Origin of the sequence: Endozoicomonas elysicola, assembly GCF_000710775.1 — a bacterium.
Lineage (GTDB): Bacteria > Pseudomonadota > Gammaproteobacteria > Pseudomonadales > Endozoicomonadaceae > Endozoicomonas > Endozoicomonas elysicola.
The window spans coordinates 2132628-2156725 of sequence record NZ_JOJP01000001.1 but is presented as its reverse complement, the minus strand read 5'-3'; the positions used below and the strand labels follow the sequence as shown (position 1 = coordinate 2156725).

23 protein-coding genes are annotated in these 24098 nt (G+C 47.2%); 17 read left to right on the top strand and 6 right to left on the bottom strand.

All coding sequences use genetic code 11. The features are described 5' to 3' along the window. Positions 1-315: 315 nt before the first annotated feature. A complete protein-coding gene (locus GV64_RS26240) occupies positions 316-492 on the bottom strand; it encodes an RING finger domain-containing protein (RefSeq protein ID WP_081622235.1) in 177 nt (58 codons plus the stop codon). A 31-nt stretch (positions 493-523) separates the two neighbouring features. Between GV64_RS26240 and cutA the strand changes: the two genes are divergently transcribed. The 5 genes from cutA to GV64_RS09160 all read left to right on the top strand — a co-directional run bounded on the left by cutA (position 524) and on the right by GV64_RS09160 (position 4466). Then, on the top strand, positions 524-1066 hold the full coding sequence (gene cutA, locus GV64_RS25610) for a divalent-cation tolerance protein CutA (protein ID WP_201772474.1): 543 nt from the start codon (positions 524-526) through the stop codon (positions 1064-1066). A 40-nt stretch (positions 1067-1106) separates the two neighbouring features. Then, positions 1107-1892 carry a hypothetical protein gene (locus GV64_RS09175; RefSeq protein ID WP_020585143.1) on the top strand — a complete coding sequence of 262 codons (786 nt, stop codon included), beginning with the start codon at positions 1107-1109 and terminating at the stop codon, positions 1890-1892. 177 nt (positions 1893-2069) lie between these two features. Beyond that, a complete protein-coding gene (locus tag GV64_RS09170) occupies positions 2070-3383 on the top strand; it encodes an amidohydrolase (RefSeq protein ID WP_020585144.1) in 1314 nt (437 codons plus the stop codon). Positions 3384-3534: 151 nt separating this feature from the next. Further along, positions 3535-3852 carry a DMT family transporter gene (locus GV64_RS09165; RefSeq protein WP_020585145.1) on the top strand — a complete coding sequence of 106 codons (318 nt, stop codon included), beginning with the start codon at positions 3535-3537 and terminating at the stop codon, positions 3850-3852. Between the two features lie 29 nt (positions 3853-3881). Then, entirely contained in the window at positions 3882-4466 is a 585-nt protein-coding gene (locus GV64_RS09160) for a DJ-1/PfpI family protein (protein WP_020585146.1), read from the top strand. Positions 4467-4516: 50 nt separating this feature from the next. Here GV64_RS09160 and GV64_RS09155 read toward each other — a convergent pair whose 3' ends face one another. Next, positions 4517-5035, bottom strand: coding sequence for a porin family protein (locus GV64_RS09155; protein WP_020585147.1), 519 nt, complete (start codon positions 5033-5035; stop codon positions 4517-4519). 304 nt (positions 5036-5339) lie between these two features. Between GV64_RS09155 and GV64_RS09150 the strand changes: the two genes are divergently transcribed. After that, a complete protein-coding gene (locus GV64_RS09150; RefSeq protein ID WP_020585148.1) occupies positions 5340-6104 on the top strand; it encodes an SDR family NAD(P)-dependent oxidoreductase in 765 nt (254 codons plus the stop codon). Positions 6105-6139: 35 nt separating this feature from the next. Here the strand turns inward: GV64_RS09150 and GV64_RS09145 are convergent, their stop codons facing one another. Next, the gene (locus GV64_RS09145) at positions 6140-6532 is read right to left on the bottom strand and encodes a hypothetical protein (protein ID WP_020585149.1); all 393 of its coding nucleotides are present in this window, start codon (positions 6530-6532) and stop codon (positions 6140-6142) included. 112 nt (positions 6533-6644) lie between these two features. Between GV64_RS09145 and GV64_RS09140 the strand changes: the two genes are divergently transcribed. Then, positions 6645-7136 (top strand): hypothetical protein, encoded by a 492-nt coding sequence (locus tag GV64_RS09140; RefSeq protein ID WP_020585150.1) that lies wholly within the window; start codon positions 6645-6647, stop codon positions 7134-7136. Positions 7137-7245: 109 nt separating this feature from the next. On the opposite strand, the gene GV64_RS09135 is transcribed toward GV64_RS09140, so the two are convergent. Genes GV64_RS09135 through GV64_RS09125 form a run of 3 tightly spaced genes read right to left on the bottom strand, consistent with a single transcriptional unit; the run spans position 7246 to position 11434 of the window. After that, complete coding sequence (locus GV64_RS09135) at positions 7246-8544, bottom strand: NAD(P)/FAD-dependent oxidoreductase (protein WP_020585151.1); 1299 nt, start codon at positions 8542-8544, stop codon at positions 7246-7248. Between the two features lie 24 nt (positions 8545-8568). Then, positions 8569-9879 carry an NAD(P)/FAD-dependent oxidoreductase gene (locus GV64_RS09130; RefSeq protein ID WP_020585152.1) on the bottom strand — a complete coding sequence of 437 codons (1311 nt, stop codon included), beginning with the start codon at positions 9877-9879 and terminating at the stop codon, positions 8569-8571. A gap of 58 nt (positions 9880-9937) precedes the next feature. Further along, positions 9938-11434, bottom strand: a complete 1497-nt coding sequence (locus GV64_RS09125; RefSeq protein ID WP_020585153.1) for an aldehyde dehydrogenase — start codon at positions 11432-11434, stop codon at positions 9938-9940. 221 nt (positions 11435-11655) lie between these two features. On the opposite strand from GV64_RS09125, the gene GV64_RS09120 reads away from it, so the two are divergent. The 10 genes from GV64_RS09120 to GV64_RS09070 all read left to right on the top strand — a co-directional run bounded on the left by GV64_RS09120 (position 11656) and on the right by GV64_RS09070 (position 24014). Further along, positions 11656-13017, top strand: coding sequence for an aspartate aminotransferase family protein (locus tag GV64_RS09120; RefSeq protein ID WP_020585154.1), 1362 nt, complete (start codon positions 11656-11658; stop codon positions 13015-13017). A gap of 158 nt (positions 13018-13175) precedes the next feature. Further along, the gene (locus tag GV64_RS09115) at positions 13176-13940 is read left to right on the top strand and encodes a gamma-glutamyl-gamma-aminobutyrate hydrolase family protein (RefSeq protein ID WP_020585155.1); all 765 of its coding nucleotides are present in this window, start codon (positions 13176-13178) and stop codon (positions 13938-13940) included. 48 nt (positions 13941-13988) lie between these two features. Next, on the top strand, positions 13989-15335 hold the full coding sequence (locus tag GV64_RS09110; protein ID WP_201772535.1) for a glutamine synthetase family protein: 1347 nt from the start codon (positions 13989-13991) through the stop codon (positions 15333-15335). A gap of 227 nt (positions 15336-15562) precedes the next feature. Next, a complete protein-coding gene (locus tag GV64_RS09105; protein WP_020585157.1) occupies positions 15563-16990 on the top strand; it encodes an aspartate aminotransferase family protein in 1428 nt (475 codons plus the stop codon). A 73-nt stretch (positions 16991-17063) separates the two neighbouring features. Further along, a complete protein-coding gene (locus tag GV64_RS09100) occupies positions 17064-18167 on the top strand; it encodes a polyamine ABC transporter substrate-binding protein (protein WP_020585158.1) in 1104 nt (367 codons plus the stop codon). 242 nt (positions 18168-18409) lie between these two features. After that, the gene (locus tag GV64_RS09090; RefSeq protein ID WP_152554195.1) at positions 18410-19513 is read left to right on the top strand and encodes an ABC transporter ATP-binding protein; all 1104 of its coding nucleotides are present in this window, start codon (positions 18410-18412) and stop codon (positions 19511-19513) included. Between the two features lie 11 nt (positions 19514-19524). Then, entirely contained in the window at positions 19525-20466 is a 942-nt protein-coding gene (locus GV64_RS09085) for an ABC transporter permease subunit (protein ID WP_020585161.1), read from the top strand. Beyond that, positions 20456-21388, top strand: a complete 933-nt coding sequence (locus GV64_RS09080) for an ABC transporter permease subunit (RefSeq protein WP_020585162.1) — start codon at positions 20456-20458, stop codon at positions 21386-21388. The genes GV64_RS09085 and GV64_RS09080 overlap by 11 nt, the downstream gene beginning before the upstream one ends. An 80-nt stretch (positions 21389-21468) precedes the next feature. Further along, a complete protein-coding gene (locus GV64_RS09075; protein WP_020585163.1) occupies positions 21469-22020 on the top strand; it encodes a cupin domain-containing protein in 552 nt (183 codons plus the stop codon). Between the two features lie 266 nt (positions 22021-22286). Next, entirely contained in the window at positions 22287-24014 is a 1728-nt protein-coding gene (locus GV64_RS09070) for a hypothetical protein (RefSeq protein WP_020585164.1), read from the top strand. Positions 24015-24098: the final 84 nt, after the last annotated feature.

Below are 24098 nucleotides of genomic sequence, written 5' to 3'. Positions count from 1 at the left end.
ACTGTACAAATTTCATCAGAATTCCAGCCTGCCTACCAGAAAATCAAATGCAGTAAGGGCCTTGGTTTCATGCTTTTACATTTTACATAGAGTTCAAAGGCTTCGGCCACTGCGCCAGATCAGGCTGCGAGAATACGAACCAGGCTGTTTTCTGAGACCAAACCTTTACTCAGGTAGTCTGGTGCCTGGTTACTCCGATAACTGGGACTGTTGACGCGCCTCTGCATCTACCAAAATGCTCTTATGATTATGCGAAAGGTACATACATATCTATTATTATGATCGACTCAAGATATTAGTTCGCCAATTAGAGAATTACACAGTATCTCCGGGGCAGTGGTAAATCAATGTATCTATGCAATCTTTGTGGAAAGTATGACCGCACTTGAATGTTTTCAGCGATACTCCCGAATCAAACCTATTTCTGCACACAACACAATGAGATTCGGGGCTAAAACTCAAAGAAGAGGATGATGAGCCAGAGGAAATCATAAAGACTATAATCCAAGAATAAGAAGAGTTATTGATCTCTGCCCCTATTCAATATTTAAAGCTCCGTATCCAACACCTCAATAATTCATCAAGCGCTAATGAATGGTCTGAGATTCAGGCCTGCTCTATTCTCTCTCCCATGAACCTGATAGATTACAAACTCAGCATGTTTTTAAAGCGCATAGCCTTCTGGTTCCCGCTACTGCTGATAATGATGTTAACCGGTTGCCAAATGCCCATGAAAAACTCCACTGAGTTCTGTATGGTACAGACTACCTGCCCGAATCAACAGGAAGCAGATGCCCACGCCAGAGCAATCATAAAAAAGCGTTTAGGTGCCTGTGTTCAGAGCAGCCCAATTCACAGCTATTATATGTGGGAAGGTGAAGTTCAATCAGACTCGGAAGTACTGCTTCGTATTAAAACCACCTGTGAACGTTATACAGCACTGGAGCAATACCTTAAAGCTGAGCACAGCTATGATGTGCCGCAGGTAATTATGATACCCATAGAAAACGGCCTGCCAGAGTACCTTGACTGGGTCAGGGAAGAAACTACGCTCAGCAGCCAGTAAAAAACGATCGGATACGACTCATCAAAAAAAGGATTTATCAATGTTCAAGACCATCAGGGTGACCATTCTACTTCTGATTCTGCTTGTCGTTGGAATGAATACCTGGTTGACCCAGATTCGCAGCACCGACTGGGACGCCCCCCTGTTTGTAGCCATTCATCCCATCAGTGGTGATAGCAGCAGTAAGACCCTGCAATACCTTAACCGTCTGGAAGAGTGGCATTTCGATGACATTGAACTGTTTCTTGCAACTCAAGCTGCTCGTTATCGCGTCACACTTTATGGGCAGTCATCCTCCCAACCAGTATCTGTTCACTTAGGAGATACGATTCAGGAGCTCCCCCCCGCCCTGCCTTCCGATAGCAACATGCTCTCATCTTTCCTCTGGTCTCTGAAATTTCGCTTCTGGCACTGGCAAATGAAGGGAGAGAGCCCTCTGGCTGGCGCTGATATCCACCTCTATGTTGTTTATCACGATCCGGATTTGCTGCCAGTTCTCGAGCACTCTGTCGGCCTGCAAAAAGGCATGGTGGGTATTGTTAATGCCTATGGCGACCGGCGCTATACTAAAAGCAATGCCGTAGTGATGGTTCATGAGTTAATGCACACCCTGGGGGCTACTGACAAATACGACCTTTCTACAGGCAGCCCAATGTTTCCGGATGGCTACGCAGAGCCAGATAAAACCCCACTTCACCCACAACGCTTTGCAGAAATAATGGGTGGCCATATTCCAGTAAATGAATCATCCAGTCAGATGCCCGGAAGCCTTGCCCAGACAGTCGTCGGCAAGACAACCGCAGAGGAAATAAACTGGGGCAATTAAGAGCTCGCCTCTTTTCAGTGAATTGACAGGCTGAGTTGTCACAAGGCAGTATTGATCAGCCTTATCGTATAAATTCTCTACAATAGATAACGCTCAACCACCACCCATTTTAACGAGAGTAATGGACGAAAATTCCTGCTTATTGGTATTTACGTAAAAAAGCATTACGAGCCCGACATGAATATTATAAAAAAAATCACAACGCTCATTTTATACTCACTGTTTTTACAAAGTGCTTCAGCTAGCCTTGCAACATCCATAGCAGATGATGAACAACGCCTTCTTGGTCTTTTCAAGCATCTGCATCAAAACCCAGAGCATGCTTTTATGGAAGTTGAGACCGCTGCGCTGGTTACCAAAGAATTAAAAAGTCATGGGTTTGCAGTCCATACTGGCATCGCTAAAACTGGTGTTGTTGGCATTCTGGAAAATGGCCCCGGTCCTGTGGTCATGTTTCGCAGTGACATGGATGCACTTCCGATAAAAGAAGAAACCAACCTGCCTTACAAGAGCACCGCGATAAAAAAAGACGCAAATGGTATTGAGCTACCAGTCATGCATGCCTGTGGGCACGATGCACACACCGTTTGGCTTATAGGCTTGGCCAAACAGCTGGCTGCGCGAAAAAGTGAATGGTCAGGAACTGCTGTTCTGGTCGCACAGCCCGCAGAAGAACCTATCCTTGGCGCAACGGCCATGGTCAATGATGGCCTTTATAAAGTAGCTCCCAAACCAGATATCATTATTTCTGGCCATACGATGGGGGTTGTCCCGGCAGGATCCGTTGCCATTCATGATGGAAGAAGAATGGCTGGCACCGATCAAATGGATGTCTTGATAAAAGGTGTTGGAGGACATGGCTCAACCCCCCATGCAGCAAAAGACCCGGTAATCATGGCGGCCATGGCCATTATGGGATACCAGGCCGTCGTATCACGCTCAGTTGACCAATCACAGCCCGCAGTCCTTACGGTTGGGGCCATTCAGGCTGGCGACAGTAATAACATCATTCCGGATTCAGCCACACTCAAGGTCAACCTTCGCTGGTATACCGAAGCAGATAGGGATCAAATGATCAAAGGCATCAAGTCAGTGACTGATAATATTGCCAGAATGTACGGCATACCCAACGATAGAATGCCAACCTACACCATGAAGGGGTATTCCAAGCCAGTGATTAACGGCAAAGGAGATACCCAGCAAGCCCGCTCGGCCATGCAGGCGGCACTTGGCGAAAATAAAGTACTCAGGGGAATGCCTCCAGTTATGGGTTCTGAAGATTTCCATATGCTGGGATCACCTTATCCTGACACCCGTATTCTTTATATTGAAATAGGCTCAGGAGCCAAAGATGTCTATAGCAACTTTATGGAAAAAGGAATTTTGCCTGAGGTTCTGAACCATAATCCACGCTATGTTGTCGAACCTGAAGCGATTGTAACAGGTACAACCGCACTAACTTCTGTGGTGCTATCCTTCCTGAGCAAATAAACAGATATCCGGGCAGGTTTTTATAGCCTGCCCCGATTTAAACACTAAACCTAACACCAATCCCCCAAACGGCGATAAAATTGCATAAGCAAAATACTTGGTTCTTATCAAACCTGTACTATGTTCCACACTCTAGGAATCAGGAGTGAGTATGGCTTGGGTATATCTTCTGCTGGCTGGTATGTTCGAAATCGGCTGGCCTGTTGGCCTGAAAATGGCGCAAAGCCCTGACACCCGATGGTTGGGCATATTTACTGCAATAATATGCATTGGCCTCAGTGGTTACACCATGTGGCTGGCTCAAAAAGAGATACCCATGGGTACTGTTTATGCCGTATGGACTGGACTGGGTGCTGCGGGGGCTTTCTTTGTCGGGATTATTTTCTACGGAGAAGCCGCCAGCCTCATGCGTTATATGGGTGTATTATTGATTATTGCTGGCGTGGTCACTCTTAAGCTGGCGTACTGATTTTTTCATCACAGTAATAAAGAATAATAATGAATACAGGGATTTTTATTTACGATCAGGCTGAAGTTCTGGACTTCTCTGGACCTTATGAAGTGTTCGCCACAGCGGCACGCCTCTCCTTCAATGGAAAAGCCTTTAGCCCTTTTCTGGTCAGTGAATCCGGCACGCTGGTTACTGCCAGAGGGGGTTACCGGGTTCAACCGGATTATGGTTTTCATAACCATCCTTCGATTGACCTGCTGATTGTTGTTGGTGGTGTCCATAACGCAGAGATGGATAAGCCCAGCGTTTTACAATGGATTCATTCTCAAGGAAAACAGGCCAGGCTGACCGCTTCAGTGTGTACAGGTGCTTTCCTGATGGCGGCAGCCGGCTTACTCAGCAACCAGCAGAATGTCACCACTCATTGGGAAGATATTCCGGATTTGCAAACGCAGTTCCCCGATTTAAACGTTATCAGGAACACCCGTTGGGTGGATGAAGGCTCTGTTATCACATCAGCGGGTATATCCGCAGGCATTGATATGAGCCTGCATATTGTCAGCCGTATGCACAGTGAAGCTTTGGCAGAAAAGACTGCCAGACAAATGGAGTTTGACTGGCAGAAGGCTTGATAACACAAAGAACCAGACAGTGTTCACAATGAGCTCATGACCACTGCCGCTTAGAAGTGATAGGTCGCACCAATATTGATGGAGTTGATCTTGGTGTCACTTCGATCATAGAGGTTGATGTACTCAAGATTCAGTTTGAGTGCCTTATTGAGGTTGTAATCAATGCCCGCACCGTAGGAAACATCGGAATCCGTTTCAGACACAGACTGACCTGCCATATCGATGGTCATTTCTACCTGAGTCAGGCCAGCAACAACATAAGGATAAACCTTGCCCACAGGCATCCCCAAACGGCCATAGACACCTAAGAAATTATCCACATCCAGAGTAACACTCTCACCCTGATATTTCGCACTGTCATTGCCTACGCCAAACCCGACCCGCACCTCTGTTGAGAAATGCTCATTCGCCTTTATTCCCATCAGGCCAGAAAGTGCGACAGGAGCGACATCTTCGATACCGCCTTCAGAGTAATCCATGGCAGATACGCTGCCGCCAACATAGATGTTTGCTAAAGCAAAAGGGCTGAACACTGAGAGCATCAGGGCAAGGGCGGAACGCTTGTTCACTGCAGCAATCCTTATCAAAAGAAAATAAAAGAAAACACACTTTCACCGGACTCAAATCTTATAAATAGCCATAAAAAAGTAAAGATCTTTAATCAAAAGAAACACGAAAAACTTACACTTATTGACCAAAATCTATTTTTCAGAATTAAAGCCCTTCATTTTCTTACAGTTTTAGATTTACCCTCTGATTAATAAAGCATCATCAGCATTTATCAAATGCCAAAAACTTTCTGAATGCTCGGAAAATCTGCAGACACTCATCTACTTTTATCTGTGAACTCATCACTTTCCCGACAAATCATCAATGAACAGAAAATTCGAAGATAAAACGGCACTGGTCACCGGAGGCAACTCCGGTATTGGAAAAGCCATTGCACTGGCATTTGCCAGTGAAGGTTGTAATGTAGTGATCGCTGCACGACGCAGTGATGAGGGGGAGCAGACTGCCAGAGAGATTATTAAGCATGGTGGTAATGCACAATTTGTAAAAACGGACGTCACCAGCAGGCACGATATTCAGGCCATGGTTGATACCTGCATCAGCGAATTTGGCCAACTGGATTATGCAATCAACAATGCCGGCATCTTTGGACCTGCTAAAGTAGCAACCGCTGACTACGATGAGGATACTTGGGATCGGGTGATGAATACCAATCTGAAAGGCATGTGGCTGTGCATGAAGCAGGAAATCCCGATCATGCTTCAACAGGGTTCTGGCGTGATTATCAACATGTCCTCCGTTGCAGGCCTGATTGCCAGTCTTGCGACCTCTGCCTATTGCGTGAGCAAGCACGGAATCATCGGATTAACTAAAGTGGCCGCCAAAGAATATGCAGCTCAAGGTATCAGAGTGAATGCCATTTGCCCCGCCATCATTGAAACACCTATGTCTGACGAGGTGGTAAAGCCGGATAATGAGCTCACATCTCAGTTGAAGTTACGCTACCCGGTCGGTCGATTCGGCACACCTGAAGAAGTGGCTGGAGCTGCTCTCTTTTTATGTTCTGATGAGGCATCCTTTATTACCGGGCAGGCACTGCCAGTGGATGGAGGAAGACTGCTGGTTTAATCAGCATTTGCCGGTTCTATCCATGGGCTCAATATTTACACGCCTCTTTTCGCACAGGGGTCAAAGTAAAAACCAGTCACCTGTATTTCCCAAAGCAGTTTCTTTTGCTGCTCCTGCTGTTTCGCCATACCAGCAAGCGAATCGACTTCTGCCAGTAAACTGTGAAGAAAATCGAGACAGGTACTGCGCCAGTGAACAGGGTTCAGCATGTCTGCATAGGTTTCCAGCAAAAGGGTTATACAATCCTGCATTCGCTGCCAGCGCTCACTCACTGAGAGCTTTGGTACTCTGACGGTCTGCTCTACCCAGGAAGGTAACAGTTCAGGGTTATCAGACATTTCTGCATATCGAATGATATAACCCAACACTTCCGGACGTGCACACCTCCAGCGCAGCGCATAGGAATCGGTAATCCACTGGTCTGACACAATCACCTCCTGCTGATCAACAACGATTTAGCGTGAAAAGTTTACATCAACCACTTTTTGAGATACAAATGATAATCATTCTCATTAAAATAAGCAATAAGAGATCTTAACCGTGAGCCAGTGGCAACAGAAGCTTCATCAAGGGAACGTTAATTTTCATCAATGCAGATGGCGACCAGCTGAAGCAGCTTACCTGGAAGCTGCACAGATGCTGGAGCATGAGTGGTTCCAGAATTTGGATAATCCTCAGTTAATGATGGCGTGGATCGCCACTATGCATAATCTGGCAGCCCTGTATGAAGGCCAGAAAATGCCTCAGAAAGCCAGTGAGTTTCTGGTTTTCCCTTACCGGAGGATTATCACGCTGGTAAAGTCAGGAGGATTGTCAGAAGAGTTTAAGATCCCATTACTCAGGGCTATAAAATGCACCGTGATACCGCTGCTGGAATTTTCCAGAAAACATCGTATCTGTAAGTGTTGTCAGCACCATCTCGATGAGGCCAAAGAGTGGCTAAGTCTCAGTTGGCCGGATCTACAACTCTTACCCGAAAGCCAAAACCATTTTTCTATTCAGCCCTCCCCTTCGGGCAGAACAATTCATTGAATTGTAGGGATGTCCTCATTGTCTGAACATCTTCAACATACACCGGAATCGTGGAGAAAAAGAGCGCCCCAAACGGCTTTTCAGCATTCTAAAACCCAGTTAGCTCAAACTAAACAACCTCTTTCAACCGATACCACAGCATCCCCAGCGCCAGTAGCGGCGAGCGGAAATACCGTCCACCGGGGAAGGTCATATGGCGAATATTGGCAAATACATCAAACCGTTCTGCCTGGCCGGAGATAGCTTCTGCCAGCACCCTGCCAGCCATATGGGTGGCATTCACACCATGGCCGGAATAGGCCTGAGCAAAGTAAATGTTCGACCCCAGTCGACCAATCTGTGGCATCCGGTTGGCACCGATCCCAATCATTCCTCCCCACTGATACTCAATGGAAGCATTTTCCAGCTGGGGGAAGACCTTCAACATCTTTGGCCGGAGTGAAGCGACAATATCTTTGGGATCACGCCCGGAGTAATTGCACATACCACCAAACAACAGTCGTTTATCATCAGAAAGGCGGAAATAATCAAGCGCAATACTGACATCACAGATAGCCGAGTCCTGTGGTATCAGGTTTTTCCAGACCTTTTCCTCCAGCCTTTCTGTGGCGATGATATAACTGCCCGCCGGTAACACTTTCCCGCCGATTTTGGGTTCCAGGTTCCCAAGATAGGCATTCCCTGCCAGTACCAGAAACTGACAGGTTACCGAACCCTTTGCCGTTTCAACTCTGGGCAGGTAACCCTTATGGATTTTCACAACCGGCGAATTTTCAAAAAACTGAACGCCCAATGCTTCTGCGACGCGAGCCTCACCCAGGCAGAGATTCAACGGATGGAGATGACCACTTCCCGAATCCAGCATTCCGCCAATATACCGGTCAGTGTTCACATACTGTTTGATATCATCCTGTGACAGCAGCCGAAGCTCATGAGCATAATGGCGTTTTTTCAGGGACTCATAATCTTCCGCAATCTCATCCATCTGTTTTGGCTTGATCGCCGCATCCACATACCCCATTTTCAGGTCACACTGAATATCGTATTTACGGACACGGTCACGCACCAGCTCGACAGCCTCAAACCCCATTTGATGGATTGCTTCCACCCCATCACTGCCGATCTGATTTCTAAACTGCTCCGGCTCTTCACCAATCCCCCTAATCAGCTGACCACCATTTCGTCCTGTTGCTCCCCAGCCGATTTTACGGGCTTCCAGAACGGCAACACGATAGCCCCGCTCTGCCAGCTCAAGGGCTGTGGCAACGCCAGAGAAGCCGCCGCCAACAACACAGACATCTACGGACAGGCTACCTTCCAGCTCAGGGTAATCGGTTTCAAAATTCATTGAAGCCGCATAGTAAGAGTCCGCATGCGCTTCGGTATGCACAGGTGCTTTGAGTTTCATTGTCCATTCCCTGTTTTCTATTTTTTAAGGCAGAAGATCTTTCAACCGATACCACAGCATCCCGGTAGCCAGCATGGGGGAACGCAGATATTTCCCGCCTGGAAATGGTCGATGATGGATTCGATCAAACACATCAAATCGGCTCAGCTGCCCATCAATCGCCTCAGCAATCAGTTGTGCTGCCATGTGCGTAGCATTCACGCCATGCCCTGAGTAACCCTGGGCATAATAGGTTGTTAGATTTAACCGACCGATCTGTGGAATCCGGTTTGCGGAAATACCAATCCAGCCCCCCCACTCATAATCAATGGCAACCTGGTTCAGCTGTGGAAATATCTTTCTCATCCTGGGTATCAGGCTTTGTGAGATACTTTTCGGATCTCGCCCTGTGTAGTTACAGCGCCCACCAAACAACAGACGACCATCTGAAGACAATCGAAAATAATGCAGTAAGGCATTGTGGTCACAGACTGCATGATTACCAGGCAAAAGCTCATCACGAACCGATTCAGACAAGGGTTCTGTGGCTATGATGTAACTGCCGGCTGGAAGCACTCGACCACTCAGCTGGGGCTCAAGATCATTCAGATAGGCATTTCCACAGAAGACCACCATACGGGCATTAACACTGCCGCGGTCAGTTATTATCTGGTGTTTGCCATTGGTGTTGGTTTTGTTAACCGCCGTAACTCTGGATCGCTCATAAAACTGAACACCATATTGCTCAGCAGCTTCAGCCTCTCCCAGGCAAAGATTCATGGGATGCAAATGACCACTGCCTTCATCCACCAGGCCACCAATGTATTGCCGACTGCCAATAACGTCTCTGAGCTCGGCTGATTCCAGAAGACGCACCATGCGTGGATAACCCTGCTCTTCCAGCCAGACCTGCTCATCAGCAAGAGCCTTCATGTGCACGGGTTTCAGGGCCGCATCCAGATACCCCATCTGGAGGTCGCACTGAATACGGTACTTGCTGACAATAGAGCGCACTCGTTCTACCGACTCGAATCCCATTCGGTTAATGGCATCCACCCCCTCCCTGCCTATGTAGCGCCGATAACGCTCAGGTGACTCACCAAGTCCACGTATCAACTGCCCACCACTTCGACCTGTCGCTCCCCAGGCTATTTTATTCGCCTCCAGAACCACAACGTCATACCCTTTCTCTCCAAGAGCAAGGGCAGTAGCGACACCGCTAAAGCCACCACCAATGATGCAGACGTCAGCAGCCACCTGATCAGTTAATGTCGGATAGTCCGTGGTTCTGCTGGCTGTCGCGGTATACCAGGAGCGGGCATGCTCTTCTGTATGGACAGGCGGGGCTATAGCCATAGTCTATTTATTATTATTGAGAAAAAAGGGTGCCTGATTGTTACCAGGCACACAGCAGTTAATCGAGAGCAATCCAGGTGGATTTCAGCTCTGTGTATTTATCAAAGGCATGGAGCGACTTATCCCGGCCATTGCCAGACTGTTTGAAACCACCAAAAGGCACCGTCATGTCTCCGCCGTGGTAGTTATTTATAAACACTGAACCGGCCCTGAGCCGTCTGGATACCCGGTGGGCTTTGCTCAGATTCCCGGTCCATAACGCTGCAGCCAGACCATAGTCGGTATCATTGGCAATACGAATTGCCTCTTCTTCATCATTGAAAGAAATAACGGACAGCACCGGCCCAAAGATTTCTTCCCGGGCAATGGTCATCTTGTTATCAACCTGATCAAAGACCGTTGGTTCTATATAGTAACCTCCGGTTTCTTCCATCACTTGACGACCACCCATGACCAGCTGAGCCCCACCCTCCTGACCTGCTTCAATGTAACGCATGACATTACGCGTCTGAATGTCATCAACAATAGCACCCGAGGTTGTCTCAGGATCCAGAGGATGTCCTGGTTGCCAGGTTTGCAGGTGCTTCTTGAGAAGCGGCAGAAACTCATCGTGTATTGATGCTTCTACCAAAAGGCGTGATCCTGCAGTACATACTTCTCCCTGGTTACAGCCAATGGCCATAGCCGCATAGCTCGCAGCCTTTTCCAGGTCAGGTGTATCTGCAAAAATAATATGAGGGCTCTTTCCACCGGCTTCGAGCCAAACCCGTTTCATATTGGATTCACCAGCATAGATCATCAACTGTCTAGCGACTTTGGTGGAGCCTGTGAATGCAAGACAGTCAACATCAGGGTGAAGCGCCAGTGCCTTACCGGCGGTATGACCAAAGCCAGGCAGCACCTGAAGCACACCTTTGGGTAAACCCGCTTCCTCTGCCAGCTCTGCAACCCTGATGGCTGTAAGCGGAGACTTTTCCGATGGCTTGAGAATAACACTATTACCCGTTGCCAACGCAGGTCCCAGCTTCCAGGAGGCCATACTCAACGGAAAATTCCAGGGAACAATCGCGGCAACCACCCCAATCGCTTCTCTCGTGACCAGGGCAAGCTTCCCCTCACCCACCGGAGCGACTTCATCGTAAATTTTATCAACCGCTTCAGCACACCAGCGAATACAGTTCGCACTTCCCGGAATATCATCTCCCAGGGCATCGCTGATGGGTTTGCCCATATCAATAGTTTCCAGCAATGCCAGCTCTTCGCGATGCTCATCAATTTTGTTCGCAAATGCCTGAAGCACACGCTTACGGTCTGCCGGTGCCATTTGAGACCACGAACCAGACTCAAAAGAAGAACGTGCGACAGAAACTGCACGATTGACATCGGCTTCATCGCAACTGGTAACTCGGGTTAACAATTTGCCATCAATGGGAGAGATGCAGTCGAAGGTTTTGCCGCTAGAAGCCTCTGTGTATTCACCATTGATCCAGGCCTGACCACGAATCTCGAGTTTATCCGCCATGGCCTGCCATTGAGCACGGGTTCTTGTCGTCATAGCTGTTCCTGTTGTTTTTATAAGGCGTTTTATAGGGAGCTTGATAGAGCGTACATAGATGAAATTGATTTAAAGCACATTAACCAAATGCAGTACTTGATTCAATATAGATTGTCTGAAATATTGTACACACTGTTTGAAATAATGTTCACCTGAACAGCCATGAGCTGGTCTTTCATGGTAATAAAAGACACTGCAACAAGAATAATAAAGGAAAGGATATGTCTGAGCTGACTCTGAGCGATCCCGCCACCATTCTGCGCTCAAATAGCAATACTCAACCTCTCGACGCATTCTGGATGCCATTCACTGCCAACCGACAGTTTAAAAAACAACCCCGTATGCTGACCAGTGCTGAAGGTATGTACTACCAGGATGATAAGGGGCGACCAGTCCTTGATGGTTGTGCAGGTCTCTGGTGCGTGAATGCCGGCCATGGTCGTAAGGAAATTTCCGAAGCAGTTGCCCGACAGGTTGCCAAACTGGATTATGCCCCCCCATTCCAGATGGGACACCCTTTAGCGTTTGAGTTTGCAGAACGCCTCGCGGCCATTGCACCAGAGAAGCTCAACCATATTTTCTTTACCAACTCCGGTTCAGAGTCTGTAGAAACTGCCTTGAAAATTGCCCTGGGCTATCACCGACTGAAAGGTGATGCGACACGGCAGCGACTGGTTGGTCGTGAGCGGGGTTACCACGGTGTGAACTTTGGTGGCATTTCTGTGGGGGGAATTGGTAACAACCGCAAAATGTTCGGTGCCGGGCTAAGCGGTATTGATCATTTACCACATACTTTAAACATCAACCTGAATGCATTTACCAAAGGTTTACCGGAGCACGGTGTTGAGCTGGCGGATGCACTGGAACAGATCATTGCCCTGCACGATGCCAGCAACATTGCGGCCGTTATTGTTGAACCCATGTCTGGCTCTGGTGGTGTCATCATGCCGCCTAAAGGGTATCTGCAAAGGTTGCGGGAAATTACCCGTAAGCACGGTATTCTTCTGATCTTTGATGAAGTCATCACCGGGTTTGGCCGCGTCGGAAAAGCCTTTGCCTCAACCCGCTGGGGAGTCGAACCAGACATCATGACAACGGCGAAAGGCCTCACCAATGGTGTTATCCCCATGGGTGCTGTATTTGTCAGTGATGAAATACACGATGCTTTCATGACCGGCCCTGAAAACATGATCGAACTGTTCCATGGTTACACCTACTCAGGCCACCCTGTAGCCTGTGCCGCCGGTCTTGCCGCTCTGGATATTTATGAAAAAGAAAACCTGTTTGACCGGGCGATAGAGATGGAAGACAAATTTGCAGAGTCTCTGCTGAGCATGAAAGAACTCCCGAATGTGATCGATATTCGCAACACAGGGCTTGTAGCAGCGATAGAGCTTACACCTGAAGCAGACAAACCTGGGGAACGAGGCCATAAGGTGTTCAAGCACTGTTATGAGAATGGTGTACTTGTGCGCTGGACTGGAGATATTCTCGCCATGTCGCCACCTTTGATTATTGAACCAGCACATATTGACCAAATGGTATCAGCGCTCAGAGAAGGCATACTAATTGCTAACAATTAGCCGTTATGAAAAATGCAGCTTATCTAAACCCACAAAAAAAGCTGCATTTTTTTGCAGAATAGAGTTCAATAAAACAAACACCCGTATAACACTTAAAACAGCCATGAGCCAAAATGCTCTAGAAGCATTTTAAGAATAAAAAGCATAAAAGGTAGAATATGGGAACACACTTCCGCCCTCTGATTGGCGTAACTGCAGATACAACTATTGACGGCCTGCACCGGGTGCATCAGGCCGGAGAGAAGTATTTGTCCTCAGTCGTTCATGGGGCTAATGCAATCCCCGTTATTATCCCATCTCTACCTGCGCCTTTGGACAGCCAGCACATTCTGTCCCAGCTGGATGGTTTACTGGTCACTGGCGGCTACTCAAATATTGAACCATGGCGCTATAGTGGTGCACCCGCAGGACCGGGAGCACACGAAGACCCTCAAAGAGATAACACAACACTACAACTCATCCCTGATGCTATTGAGCTTGGCATCCCATTATTGGGTATTTGTCGTGGTTTTCAGGAGATGAATGTTGCTTTTGGAGGCACGCTGCATCAAAAACTGCATGACGTTGGTCAATATATCGAACACAGGGAGGATAAAACCGCACCACTGGATACTCAGTATGGGCCAGCCCATTCAATCACGATTGAAGCCGGTGGTTTACTGTCATCAATCACCAGTTCCAGTACACAAATGGTGAATTCAGTACACATGCAGGGCATTAACCGTCTTGGTGATGGTCTTAATATCGAAGCCAGAGCACCAGATGGCTTGATCGAAGCAATTTCAGTTCAAGACAGCAAGAGTTTTGCTCTGGCTGTTCAATGGCATCCTGAATACAAGGTCGCTGAAAATGATTTTTCAATGACGATTTATCAGGCTTTCGCAGAAGCCTGTCGCTCACGGCACTATGCAAGGAAGTCATGAGCAAATACATCGTCAATCATATGAATGATAACAACAACAAAAGACATTATGAAAAAACTGGCCAGCTGGTTAAAAGAACAGAAAATCACCGAAGTTGAAGCCGTTATATCCGACTTTACCGGCATCGCCCGGGGAAAAATCATGCCCAGCAATAAGTTCATTGCTGAAAAAGGAATTCGTCTCCCGGAAAGTGTACTGATCCAGGGTGTTACAGGCGATTATGTTGATGATGAAATCTATGATGACCTGATCAGCGCGGCTGAGATTGATATGATCCTCAAGCCCGATGAGTCTGCTGTACATATGGTACCCTGGGCTCTGGAACCTACGGCTCTGGTTATTCATGACTGCTATGATAAACAGGGCAACCTGATCAGCATGGCCCCCAGAACAGTGCTGAAAAATGTGCTGGCGCTCTATGAGGCGAAGGGGTGGACACCAGTCGTCGCTCCAGAGCTTGAATTCTACCTGACCAAGAGAACCGCCAATCCGGATCACCCGCTGCAACCCCCCATTGGCCGTTCAGGTCGACCCGAGTCAGGCCGCCAATCCTACAGCATTGATGCAGCCAATGAGTATGATCCACTCTTTGAAGATGTCTACGACTGGTGTGACGAACAGGGGCTGGATGTTGATACCCTGATTCACGAAGAAGGTGCTGCCCAGATGGAAATCAACTTCCGTCACGGCGATGCCCTATCCCTGGCCGACCAGGTCTTTGTTTTTAAAAGGACCGTCAGAGAAGCTGCGTTGAAGCATGATATAAATGCAACATTTATGGCAAAGCCCATTAGCCATGAGCCAGGTAGCTCCATGCACTTGCATCAGAGCTTTCTGGATAAAGATGGAAATAACATCTTCAGCAACAAGGATGGCTCACCCACTAACATGCTCTACCACTATATCGGTGGTCTTCAGAAATATGTTTGTGAATCAATGCCCCTATTTGCACCCAATGTAAACTCTTATCGTCGTTTTCTGAGCAATACATCTGCGCCTGTTAATCTAGCCTGGGGTATTGATAATCGAACGGTTAGCCTGAGAGTCCCGGAGTCATCCGGAAAAAACCTTCGGGTTGAAAACCGACTTGCCGGGGCTGATGCCAACCCCTATCTGGCCTTTGCCGGTTCACTGCTCTGCGGTTACCTGGGCATGATCAATGAGATTGAGCCCAGTGAAGCAATCACTGGTAATGCTTATGAAGATTCAAAAGACAAGCGACTTCCACTCAACCTTGAAGAAGCACTGGCGTTAATGGAGCAAAGTGACATTCTCAAGGAAACGCTGGGAAGCCTGTTTGTCCGCTCCTACGTTGAAGTGAAAAGGGCTGAATATCAGAATTTCAAAGAGGTTATCAGTTCCTGGGAACGTGAATACCTGCAAATGACGGTATAAGAACCCAACCTGTAAAGTTGACACCTCGCTCCCATTCTCTGAGTGGGAATGTATACGGAATTAGCCACATGCAGGTAAACCTCTACAGGCCCGAACCTGTGGGAGTCTGATTAAGGCAAGTACGGTATGCATTCCTACGAAGGACCGTGGGAACGAGTTCGAAATATATTGATTAAATCTGGCAGGGTACTTAATCCCAAATAAGAATAACAATTAAGGAAAAGCATATGAGTCACGACATCGCTGAGCCAACCGTAGTTGATCACATTAAAAACACAGAAAAAGTGCAACAGTCAGGGCAATCTACTGCACAAAAACAGGAAAAAAACCACAGTCATCACCTGCACCCTTTTTCTGACAATGGCGCCCTGAAAGAAGAAGGTGCTCGAATCATTGAAAGCGCCCAGGGGGTTTATCTTTACGATAGCGACGGTAATCAAATTCTGGACGGTATGGCCGGGCTCTGGTGTGTCAATATCGGATATGGACGACAAGAGCTGGTTGAAGCCGCCTGCCACCAGATGAAAGAGCTGCCCTACTACAACACCTTCTTTAAAACGACACATAACCCAGCCATTCAATTAGCAGAGAAGCTGGCTGAAATCACTCCAGAGCACATGAACCATGTGTTTTTCACCGGCTCAGGCTCTGAGTGTAACGATACCGTATTACGTATGGTCCGCCATTACTGGGCAACCAAAGATCAGCCCGCGAAGCAGGTGATTATCAGCCGGGAAAACGCCTATCACGGCTCGACTGTAGCCGGTGCCAGCCTGGGTGGAATGAAACCCATGCATAAGCAGGGAGGTCTCCCTATTCCGGGTATAGTCCATATCCAACAACCCTACTGGTTTGGTGAAGGTGGTGATCTCTCTCCGGAAGCATTTGGTTTAAAGGCTGCTCAAGCTCTGGACGAAAAGATTCTGGAACTGGGTGAAGACAAGGTCGCGGCCTTTATTGCTGAGCCTATCCAGGGAGCTGGCGGTGTTATTGTTCCCCCCTCCACCTACTGGCCAGAAATAAAACGTATCCTGAATAAATACGACATTCTTCTTGTGGTCGATGAAGTCATTTGTGGTTTTGGTCGTACTGGTGAGTGGTTTGGCAGTGATTACTACGGTCTCAAGCCTGACCTCATGCCAATGGCCAAAGGCATGTCATCGGGTTATCTGCCCATCGGAGGCGTCATGGTCAGTGACCGGGTTGCCAGTGTTGTTCAAGCTGGTGGAGACTTTAATCACGGCTTCACGTATTCCGGCCACCCTACCGCTGCAGCCGTTGCTTTGGAGAACATCAAGATTCTCCAGAATGAGAACATTATCGAAAAGGCAAAAACAGAAACAGGTCCCTATCTGCAAAAGCGCTGGGCTGAGCTGGCAGACCATCCTCTGGTGGGTGAAACCCGCGGAGTTGGTATGGTCGCTGCCTTAGAAATAACAAATAACAAGGAAGCAAGAACCCGCTTTGATGATGAAGGCACAGCAGGCACCATCTGTCGTGACTTCTGTTTCAAAAATGGTCTGGTGATGCGGGCAGTTGGCGATACCATGATCATCTCACCACCGCTGATCATCAGCCATGCTGAGATTGATGAGCTGGTAACCAAAGCCCAGAAGTGCCTTGACTTGACGATGGAGTACTTCAAGAGCTGGTAGAAATAATTCTGCCGGATTGTTATCGTCCGGGTGCTTTATAAACACAAAACAATAAAAGAAAAAAGGAATAACCATGATCAGACATCTGGGAAAGTCTCTGATTACGGCAGCCATTGGCTGTGCAATGACCCTGTCGCCGGCAGTGGCCAAAGAGAAAACGCTGAATATCTATAACTGGTCTGACTACATTGCCGAAGACACCATTGCCAACTTTGAAAAAGAGACAGGCATCAAGGTTCGTTATGACGTCTTTGACAGCAATGAAGTTCTGGAAGCCAAGCTCCTGTCAGGAAAAACCGGATACGACATCGTTGTGCCGTCTTCCGATTTTATGGCCAAGCAGATCAAAGCCGGTGTCTTCAAGCAGCTGGACAAAACCAAGCTGTCTGAATGGAAACACCTTGATACTGACCTGATGGCACTGCTTGAGACATACGACGAAGGCAATAAACATTCTATTCCTTACCTATGGGGAACCACGGGCATTGGCTATAACCCTGGTCTTGTCAAAAAGTACCTGGGTGAAGAGGCCCCTATCGACAGCTGGGACCTGGTGTTTGATGAGAAGTACATCAGCAAGCTGAACAAGTGTGGTGTTGCCTTCCTGAACGCGCCATCAGAAATCATGCCCGCAGCCCTTCGCTACCTTGGGCTTGATCCAAACTCAGTCAACAAGGGCGACTACAAAAAAGCGGAAGAACTGCTGATGAAGGTTCGTCCTCATGTCACCTATTTCCACTCTTCCCGCTATATTTCTGACCTGGCCAACGGTGATATCTGTGTCGCTATTGGCTGGTCTGGTGACGTTCTGCAGGCCAGTGACCGTGCCGATGAAGCCGACAATGGCGTTGTTGTTGAATACACCATTCCAAAGGAAGGTGCAGGCATGTGGTTTGACATGCTGGCCATTCCAAAAGATGCAGAAAATATTGATGAAGCCTATGCCTTCCTGAACTATCTCCTGAAGCCGGAAGTGATTGCTGAAATCAGTAACTACGTCGCCTATGCCAGCCCAAATAAGAGCTCTGTTGCACTGGTTGACGAGGAAATCCGAGAAAATCCGGGCATTTACCCAACAGAAGAAGCCAAAGAGAACCTCTACGTTTTTGCAGTGCTGCCTCCTAAGGTAGATCGCATCATTAACCGGTCGTTCACCAAAGTGACTACTGGACAGTAAATGCTAACACTGGCTCCCACGGGACAGGGAGCCAGTCACTTACTTCCATGTAATGCTCAAAAAACATGGGAGTGAAGCAGTCGTTGCAAAAGGCTCTTGACTGATTTTTATGACAGAAGTTTTTTGCAACTGCTGCAGCCTGAAACCATAAAAAGAATAAAGGTGTAAGTCTCATGTTCAAGCCTGACAGTCGCACTGCCACGGTCTCTGCCATCTCTCATAAAGAGCCTGAAAAAGCAGTAATGGGCAGTACGCAAGACCAGCCCATGCTGAAAATACAGAATGTCACCAAAACATTTGATGGAGCCCTGGCCGTTGACCATGTCTCACTGGATATTCCCAAAGGGGAAATTTTTGCCCTTCTCGGCGCTTCAGGGTCGGGCAAGTCAACACTGTTGAGAATGCTGGCAGGTTTTGAAAAACCGACATCTGGCCGGATTATTCTGGGCGGCCGGGACATTACCGATCTCCCTCCCTATGAGCGCCCTATCAATATGATGTTTCAGTCTTATGCGCTCTTTCCTCATATGACGGTTGAACAGAATATTGCCTATGGCCTGAAACAGGACAACCTGCCCAAACAGGAAATCAACGCCAAGGTTAACGAAATGCTTAACCTGGTCCATATGACACAGTACGCCAGACGGAAACCTCATCAACTGTCCGGAGGCCAGCGTCAACGTGTCGCCCTGGCCAGAAGTCTGGCGAAACAGCCACAACTTCTGTTGCTGGATGAACCCATGGGAGCCCTGGACAAAAAGCTCAGGACACGCATGCAGCTGGAGTTGGTCGAAATCATTGAGCAGGTTGGCGTCACTTGTCTAATGGTTACCCACGATCAGGAAGAAGCCATGACCATGGCTCACCGTATTGCCATCATGGATGCAGGTTGGATTGTGCAGGTTGGCACACCTACCGATATTTACGAAACACCTAATAGTCGGATGGCTGCCGAGTTTATCGGCTCCATCAATATGTTTGAAGGCCAGATAACCCAGGATGAGGCTGATCATGTTGTGATTGAATCACACCTGCTGAATGCACCGGTTCGTATTGGTCATGGAATTGCCACCGCACTTGAAAATCCGGAGGTTTGGATAGCCATTCGTCCAGAGAAGACCCGGATCACTCGTGAAAAGCCAGTTACAGATAGCAACTGGTCGTCCGGAGTGATTGATGATATCGCCTATCTTGGCACCCACTCTGTTTATTACATTCGTCTTGATTCCGGAAAAATCGTACAGGCCAATATGGCCAATACAGAACGGCATGGAGAACGGCCTACCTGGAATGATCCAGTGTATGTCAGCTGGGAAGATTCCAGCCCTGTGGTACTGAATAATTAAGGGGATGGTTCATGGAAGTACTGAATACACAACAGGGGTCATCCTTCTCTGACGGGCTTAAGCGACTATTGCCCGGAAGAAAGTTTCTGATTGCCACACCGTATCTGTGGCTGATGCTGTTTTTCCTGGTGCCTTTTGCCATTGTTCTGAAGATCAGTTTTTCAGAAATGATCATGGCCATTCCACCCTACAGCAGTCTGGTAGAGCTGGTGGATGAGACACTGAGCATCAGTATCAATCTGGGGAATTACCTCTTCCTTGCTGAAGATGATATGTACATAAAGGCATACTTCAGTTCCATTCAGATCGCCTTCAACGCAACCCTGCTGTGTCTGCTGCTCGGTTACCCCATGGCCTATGCTATGGCAAGGGCACCCCAGCATATGCAGACCACATTATTACTGTTGATCCTGCTCCCTTCATGGACCTCTTTTCTGATCCGCATTTATGCCTGGATGGGAATCTTGAAAAATAACGGGCTGATCAACAATCTGTTGATGGCTCTGGGCATTATTGATGACCCCATCATCATGATGAATACAAACTTTGCTGTTTATGTCGGGATTGTCTATGCCTACCTGCCCTTTATGGTGCTTCCGCTTTATGCCAATTTGGTCAAACACGATCACTCCATACTGGAAGCATCTGCGGACCTCGGTGCCAAGCCCTGGAAAACCTTTCTTTCCGTCACACTGCCGTTATCCAAATCGGGAGTCATCGCCGGCTCCATGTTGGTATTTATTCCGGCAGTGGGTGAGTTTGTCATCCCTGAGCTTCTGGGTGGCCCTGACACCCTGATGATCGGAAAAGTCCTGTGGCAGGAGTTTTTCAACAACCGCGACTGGCCGGTAGCTTCCGCATTGGCCATGGTCATGCTGCTGCTATTGATCATTCCAATGGCTCTGTTCCATCACTATCAATCCAAAGAGCTGGAGAGCACTAATGAGAAATAAAATCACGTTCTCCAATACGATTCTGATTCTGGGCCTGGTGTTTCTGTATCTGCCCATGCTCATACTGGTGATTTACTCTTTTAATGAATCTCGACTGGTGACCGTATGGGCTGGCTTCTCCACTAAATGGTACGGTGAACTTTTTGAAGACCAGCAGTTGCTTGAAGCGATTGGCATGAGCCTGAAGATTGCCTTCTGGAGTTCCTGTATGGCAGTTGTCCTCGGCACCATGGCGGCTTTTGTTATGACCCGGTATAACCGTTTTCGTGGTAAAACGGCATTCTCCAGTATGATCACCGCCCCACTGGTCATGCCGGATGTGATTACCGGCCTGTCACTGCTCCTGCTGTTTGTTGCCATGGCCAACTCGATTGGCTGGCCTGAGGAGCGGGGTATGCTGACCATCTGGATTGCCCATGTCACCTTCTGTGCAGCCTATGCGACCGTGGTCATCTCATCTCGCCTGCGGGAAGTGGATCGCTCTATTGAAGAAGCCGCGATGGATCTGGGAGCGACGCCTTTTAAAACATTCTTTCAGATCACATTGCCCGGTATTGCCCCGGCTTTGGCGGCTGGCTGGCTACTGTCTTTTACCCTGTCACTGGATGACCTGGTTATCGCCAGCTTCGTCTCAGGACCGGGAGCGACAACATTGCCAATGGTTGTGTTCTCGTCTGTCCGCCTGGGCATCACGCCAAAAATCAATGCGCTGGCAACGTTGATTATTCTGGCTGTCTCCCTGGCAGCGTTTATCACCTGGTGGTTTATGCGTCGACAGGAAGCTCGGCGATTGCAGATGATGCAATTGGGTGATGATTTCTTTGATGAAAGTGAGGAAGAATCAACCAAAACAGGAGATATTGAACGTCGTCGTATAAAATCGACGTACAGAGTTGAGAGTACAGAGTCAGCAGCGGTCTAACTCACCAAAGGGTTAAGCTGGCTAAAGCTCCCGTTTTCGTCTTTTAACAGGAGCTGATACCACTTCAAGGAGGACCTGCTTTGGATGTAGGAACGCGGTTAAAAGCCGTTCGAATTATGCATAACCTCTCCCAGCGAGAGCTTGCAAAACGCGCCGGTGTCACCAACAGCACCATTTCGATGATTGAGAAAAACAGTGTCAGCCCATCGGTCAGCTCCCTGAAAAAAGTACTCAGTGGCATTCCCATGTCTCTGGTGACGTTTTTCTCCCTGGAGATGGATGAGCAGGGCTATGAGCCAGTGGTCTATCGTTCGGAAGAACTCTCCCCAATGATCATGGACAAGATACAGATCAAGGTCATTGGTCAGCATAAGGCGAACCGTGGCATGGCCTTTATGGATGAGTGCTATCCACCTAATTCTGATACCGGCGATGAGATGCTCTGTCATGAAGGTGAAGAAGCGGGCATCATCATTGAAGGTCAGCTTGAGCTTACTGTGGGTAACGATGTCTACCTGCTGACCCCCGGCGACAGCTATTACTTCGACAGTAACCGCCCTCACCGCTTCCGAAACCCAAGCGATGATGAAGAGTGTCGTCTGATTAGTTGCACTACGCCCAGTAATTTTTAGTTCTTTGAAATAACCAACAGGTCAGTTGTATCTCAAACTGGCCTAATTCAACTGAAAAAAATCGAAACAAATAAACAACAAAATACATACAAATTAATTCAGATCATACTTTTTTTATTTCTATACTCTGCGCCACAAAATAAACAACCTCTGCCAATTAACAGAGTTAAATTTATTTTCAATACCATTAATCGTCGACGTATTAATACCCCAAGAAACGGCATGCTAGAAGCATATTCTAGAGCAAAGGTATTCAGGAAATAAAAATGCAATCAATTAAGAATAATAATCAAACATCAACCCTATTACCGCAACAGCAAGAAGCAGCTTTATCTAGAATTCAAAATATTGAGCAAAACAAATATGGGCAAAGAAGGGTTTCAAAAACAAATATCAACCCCAATGAAAAAACTCTTGAAAGTCACCCATCATCCGAGTCAATAAAATCAAAAAAAATAACAACACTTAACGAAAGTCAAAGTGAGCTAGATGTTTACAAGTTAATTAAAGAATTAAAGGAAGAACATATCGAAACACTTGAACAACTTGCAAAAGAACGTTTTAATTACAATACCTATGAATCAAAATCAGCAGTTTCAAACTTCATAATACAAATTCAGGAACCAAAATCTTTACTTCACGGACTTTTAACAATCACTTGTTTACTAGGAGCTTTTGGTCGACATACGGCTTTCATTCTGGAAGAGGACTCTTCCATTCAAAATATTTTACTCACGATGATTGGCTCTCTCGCAAGTGGAGCACTATCAGTGGACTCCGTTTCAGGAATTCCTGAAGACTATAAAGAACAGTGGCAACAACTATCAGGCATAAAGAAAGCAGGCATTGCCTGCTATCTAACACTACTAGGGGTTGCAACTGCAAGTGACTCATATCGTGTAGGAGCTGAAGCTCATGAAAAGTTTGGGCTTACTACAAGTATTTTCTGCGGGACTTGTGAAGGTATAACCATTTTTGGCATTGGAGCTGAAGCACTTAAAATTATTGGGGAGTTATGGGAGTCTCGTGATGAGTTAAAACATCAGCCAAAATTCAACCTTTTCTTGATTACTGTGGCTGCGATAACATCTGCAGGTTCTGCCTACGCATTTCCATTTGGTGTTGAGCAGTGGACCAACTCTCTATTAGAGAATCATGCTTCTACTGCTTTTGCATATTCTCCTGAAGGACATATGCTCCTAGGTGGCCTTATGGTTCCTCATGTAATAGTCAACTTTATTCTGGAAACATTTGTCACGGCCAGCGCAGCTATCGGTTTAAAGGATGTGATTAAGTTCAGCATCCAAAGGGCTTGTGGCTATCAGCTATCATCAAGTACTGATAGTGTTTATAGTAAAATTGAGCAGCTCCAGAGCTCATTCCATCATTTTTTCACCAGCAAGAAAATAAAAACGGTTGTCAATACATTAACATCTGCAGCCCTGCTTTCAGTTGCAGTTATGGCATTAACAAATACTGTAAAGTATCAACTGGCACTTAGTGAAGAAACTCGAAAAGTTGCCAGTGAATACTCAGAGATGATCAATAATAAAACATTTCTTGAGTCAGAAGGTATTAGCGTAAATGGGCTACAAGTTATCAGTAAGTGGGCAAGTTTTGATGCCGACTTTAATTCTTATATGCTGGTTAATACCTTACTGGTTCAGCTGTATGGGGCAACACAGGGCTTGATAAATGCTGCTGGTATGATTCTTGGAATTCCTAAAGGGATATATGAATGGTCCAAGGGACCAAAGCCTCATGGTGAAAGTAAAGTCTGCACTGAAGCAAAGGATCCATCACTACAATTAGTCCGCATTGTCAATTTTTTATCAAATAGGTTAGAGCAGGAGGAGTTCACTCAGTTTATCAATGAAGTTGCAAGCCTTAGAACTGAGGAGAAACAGCCAATAGCCACCTATACCCAGACAGCAGTGCCATTACTCGAAGCCAATAATGAGGCAATAGAAGTTATTTATGAAACTGCATGCTAGCTTCATTTCTAAACAAATAATTCCATAATGATAAAAACAGGGAATTTCAACTCTTAATAGTTGAAAGCAAATAAATAGTTGCTC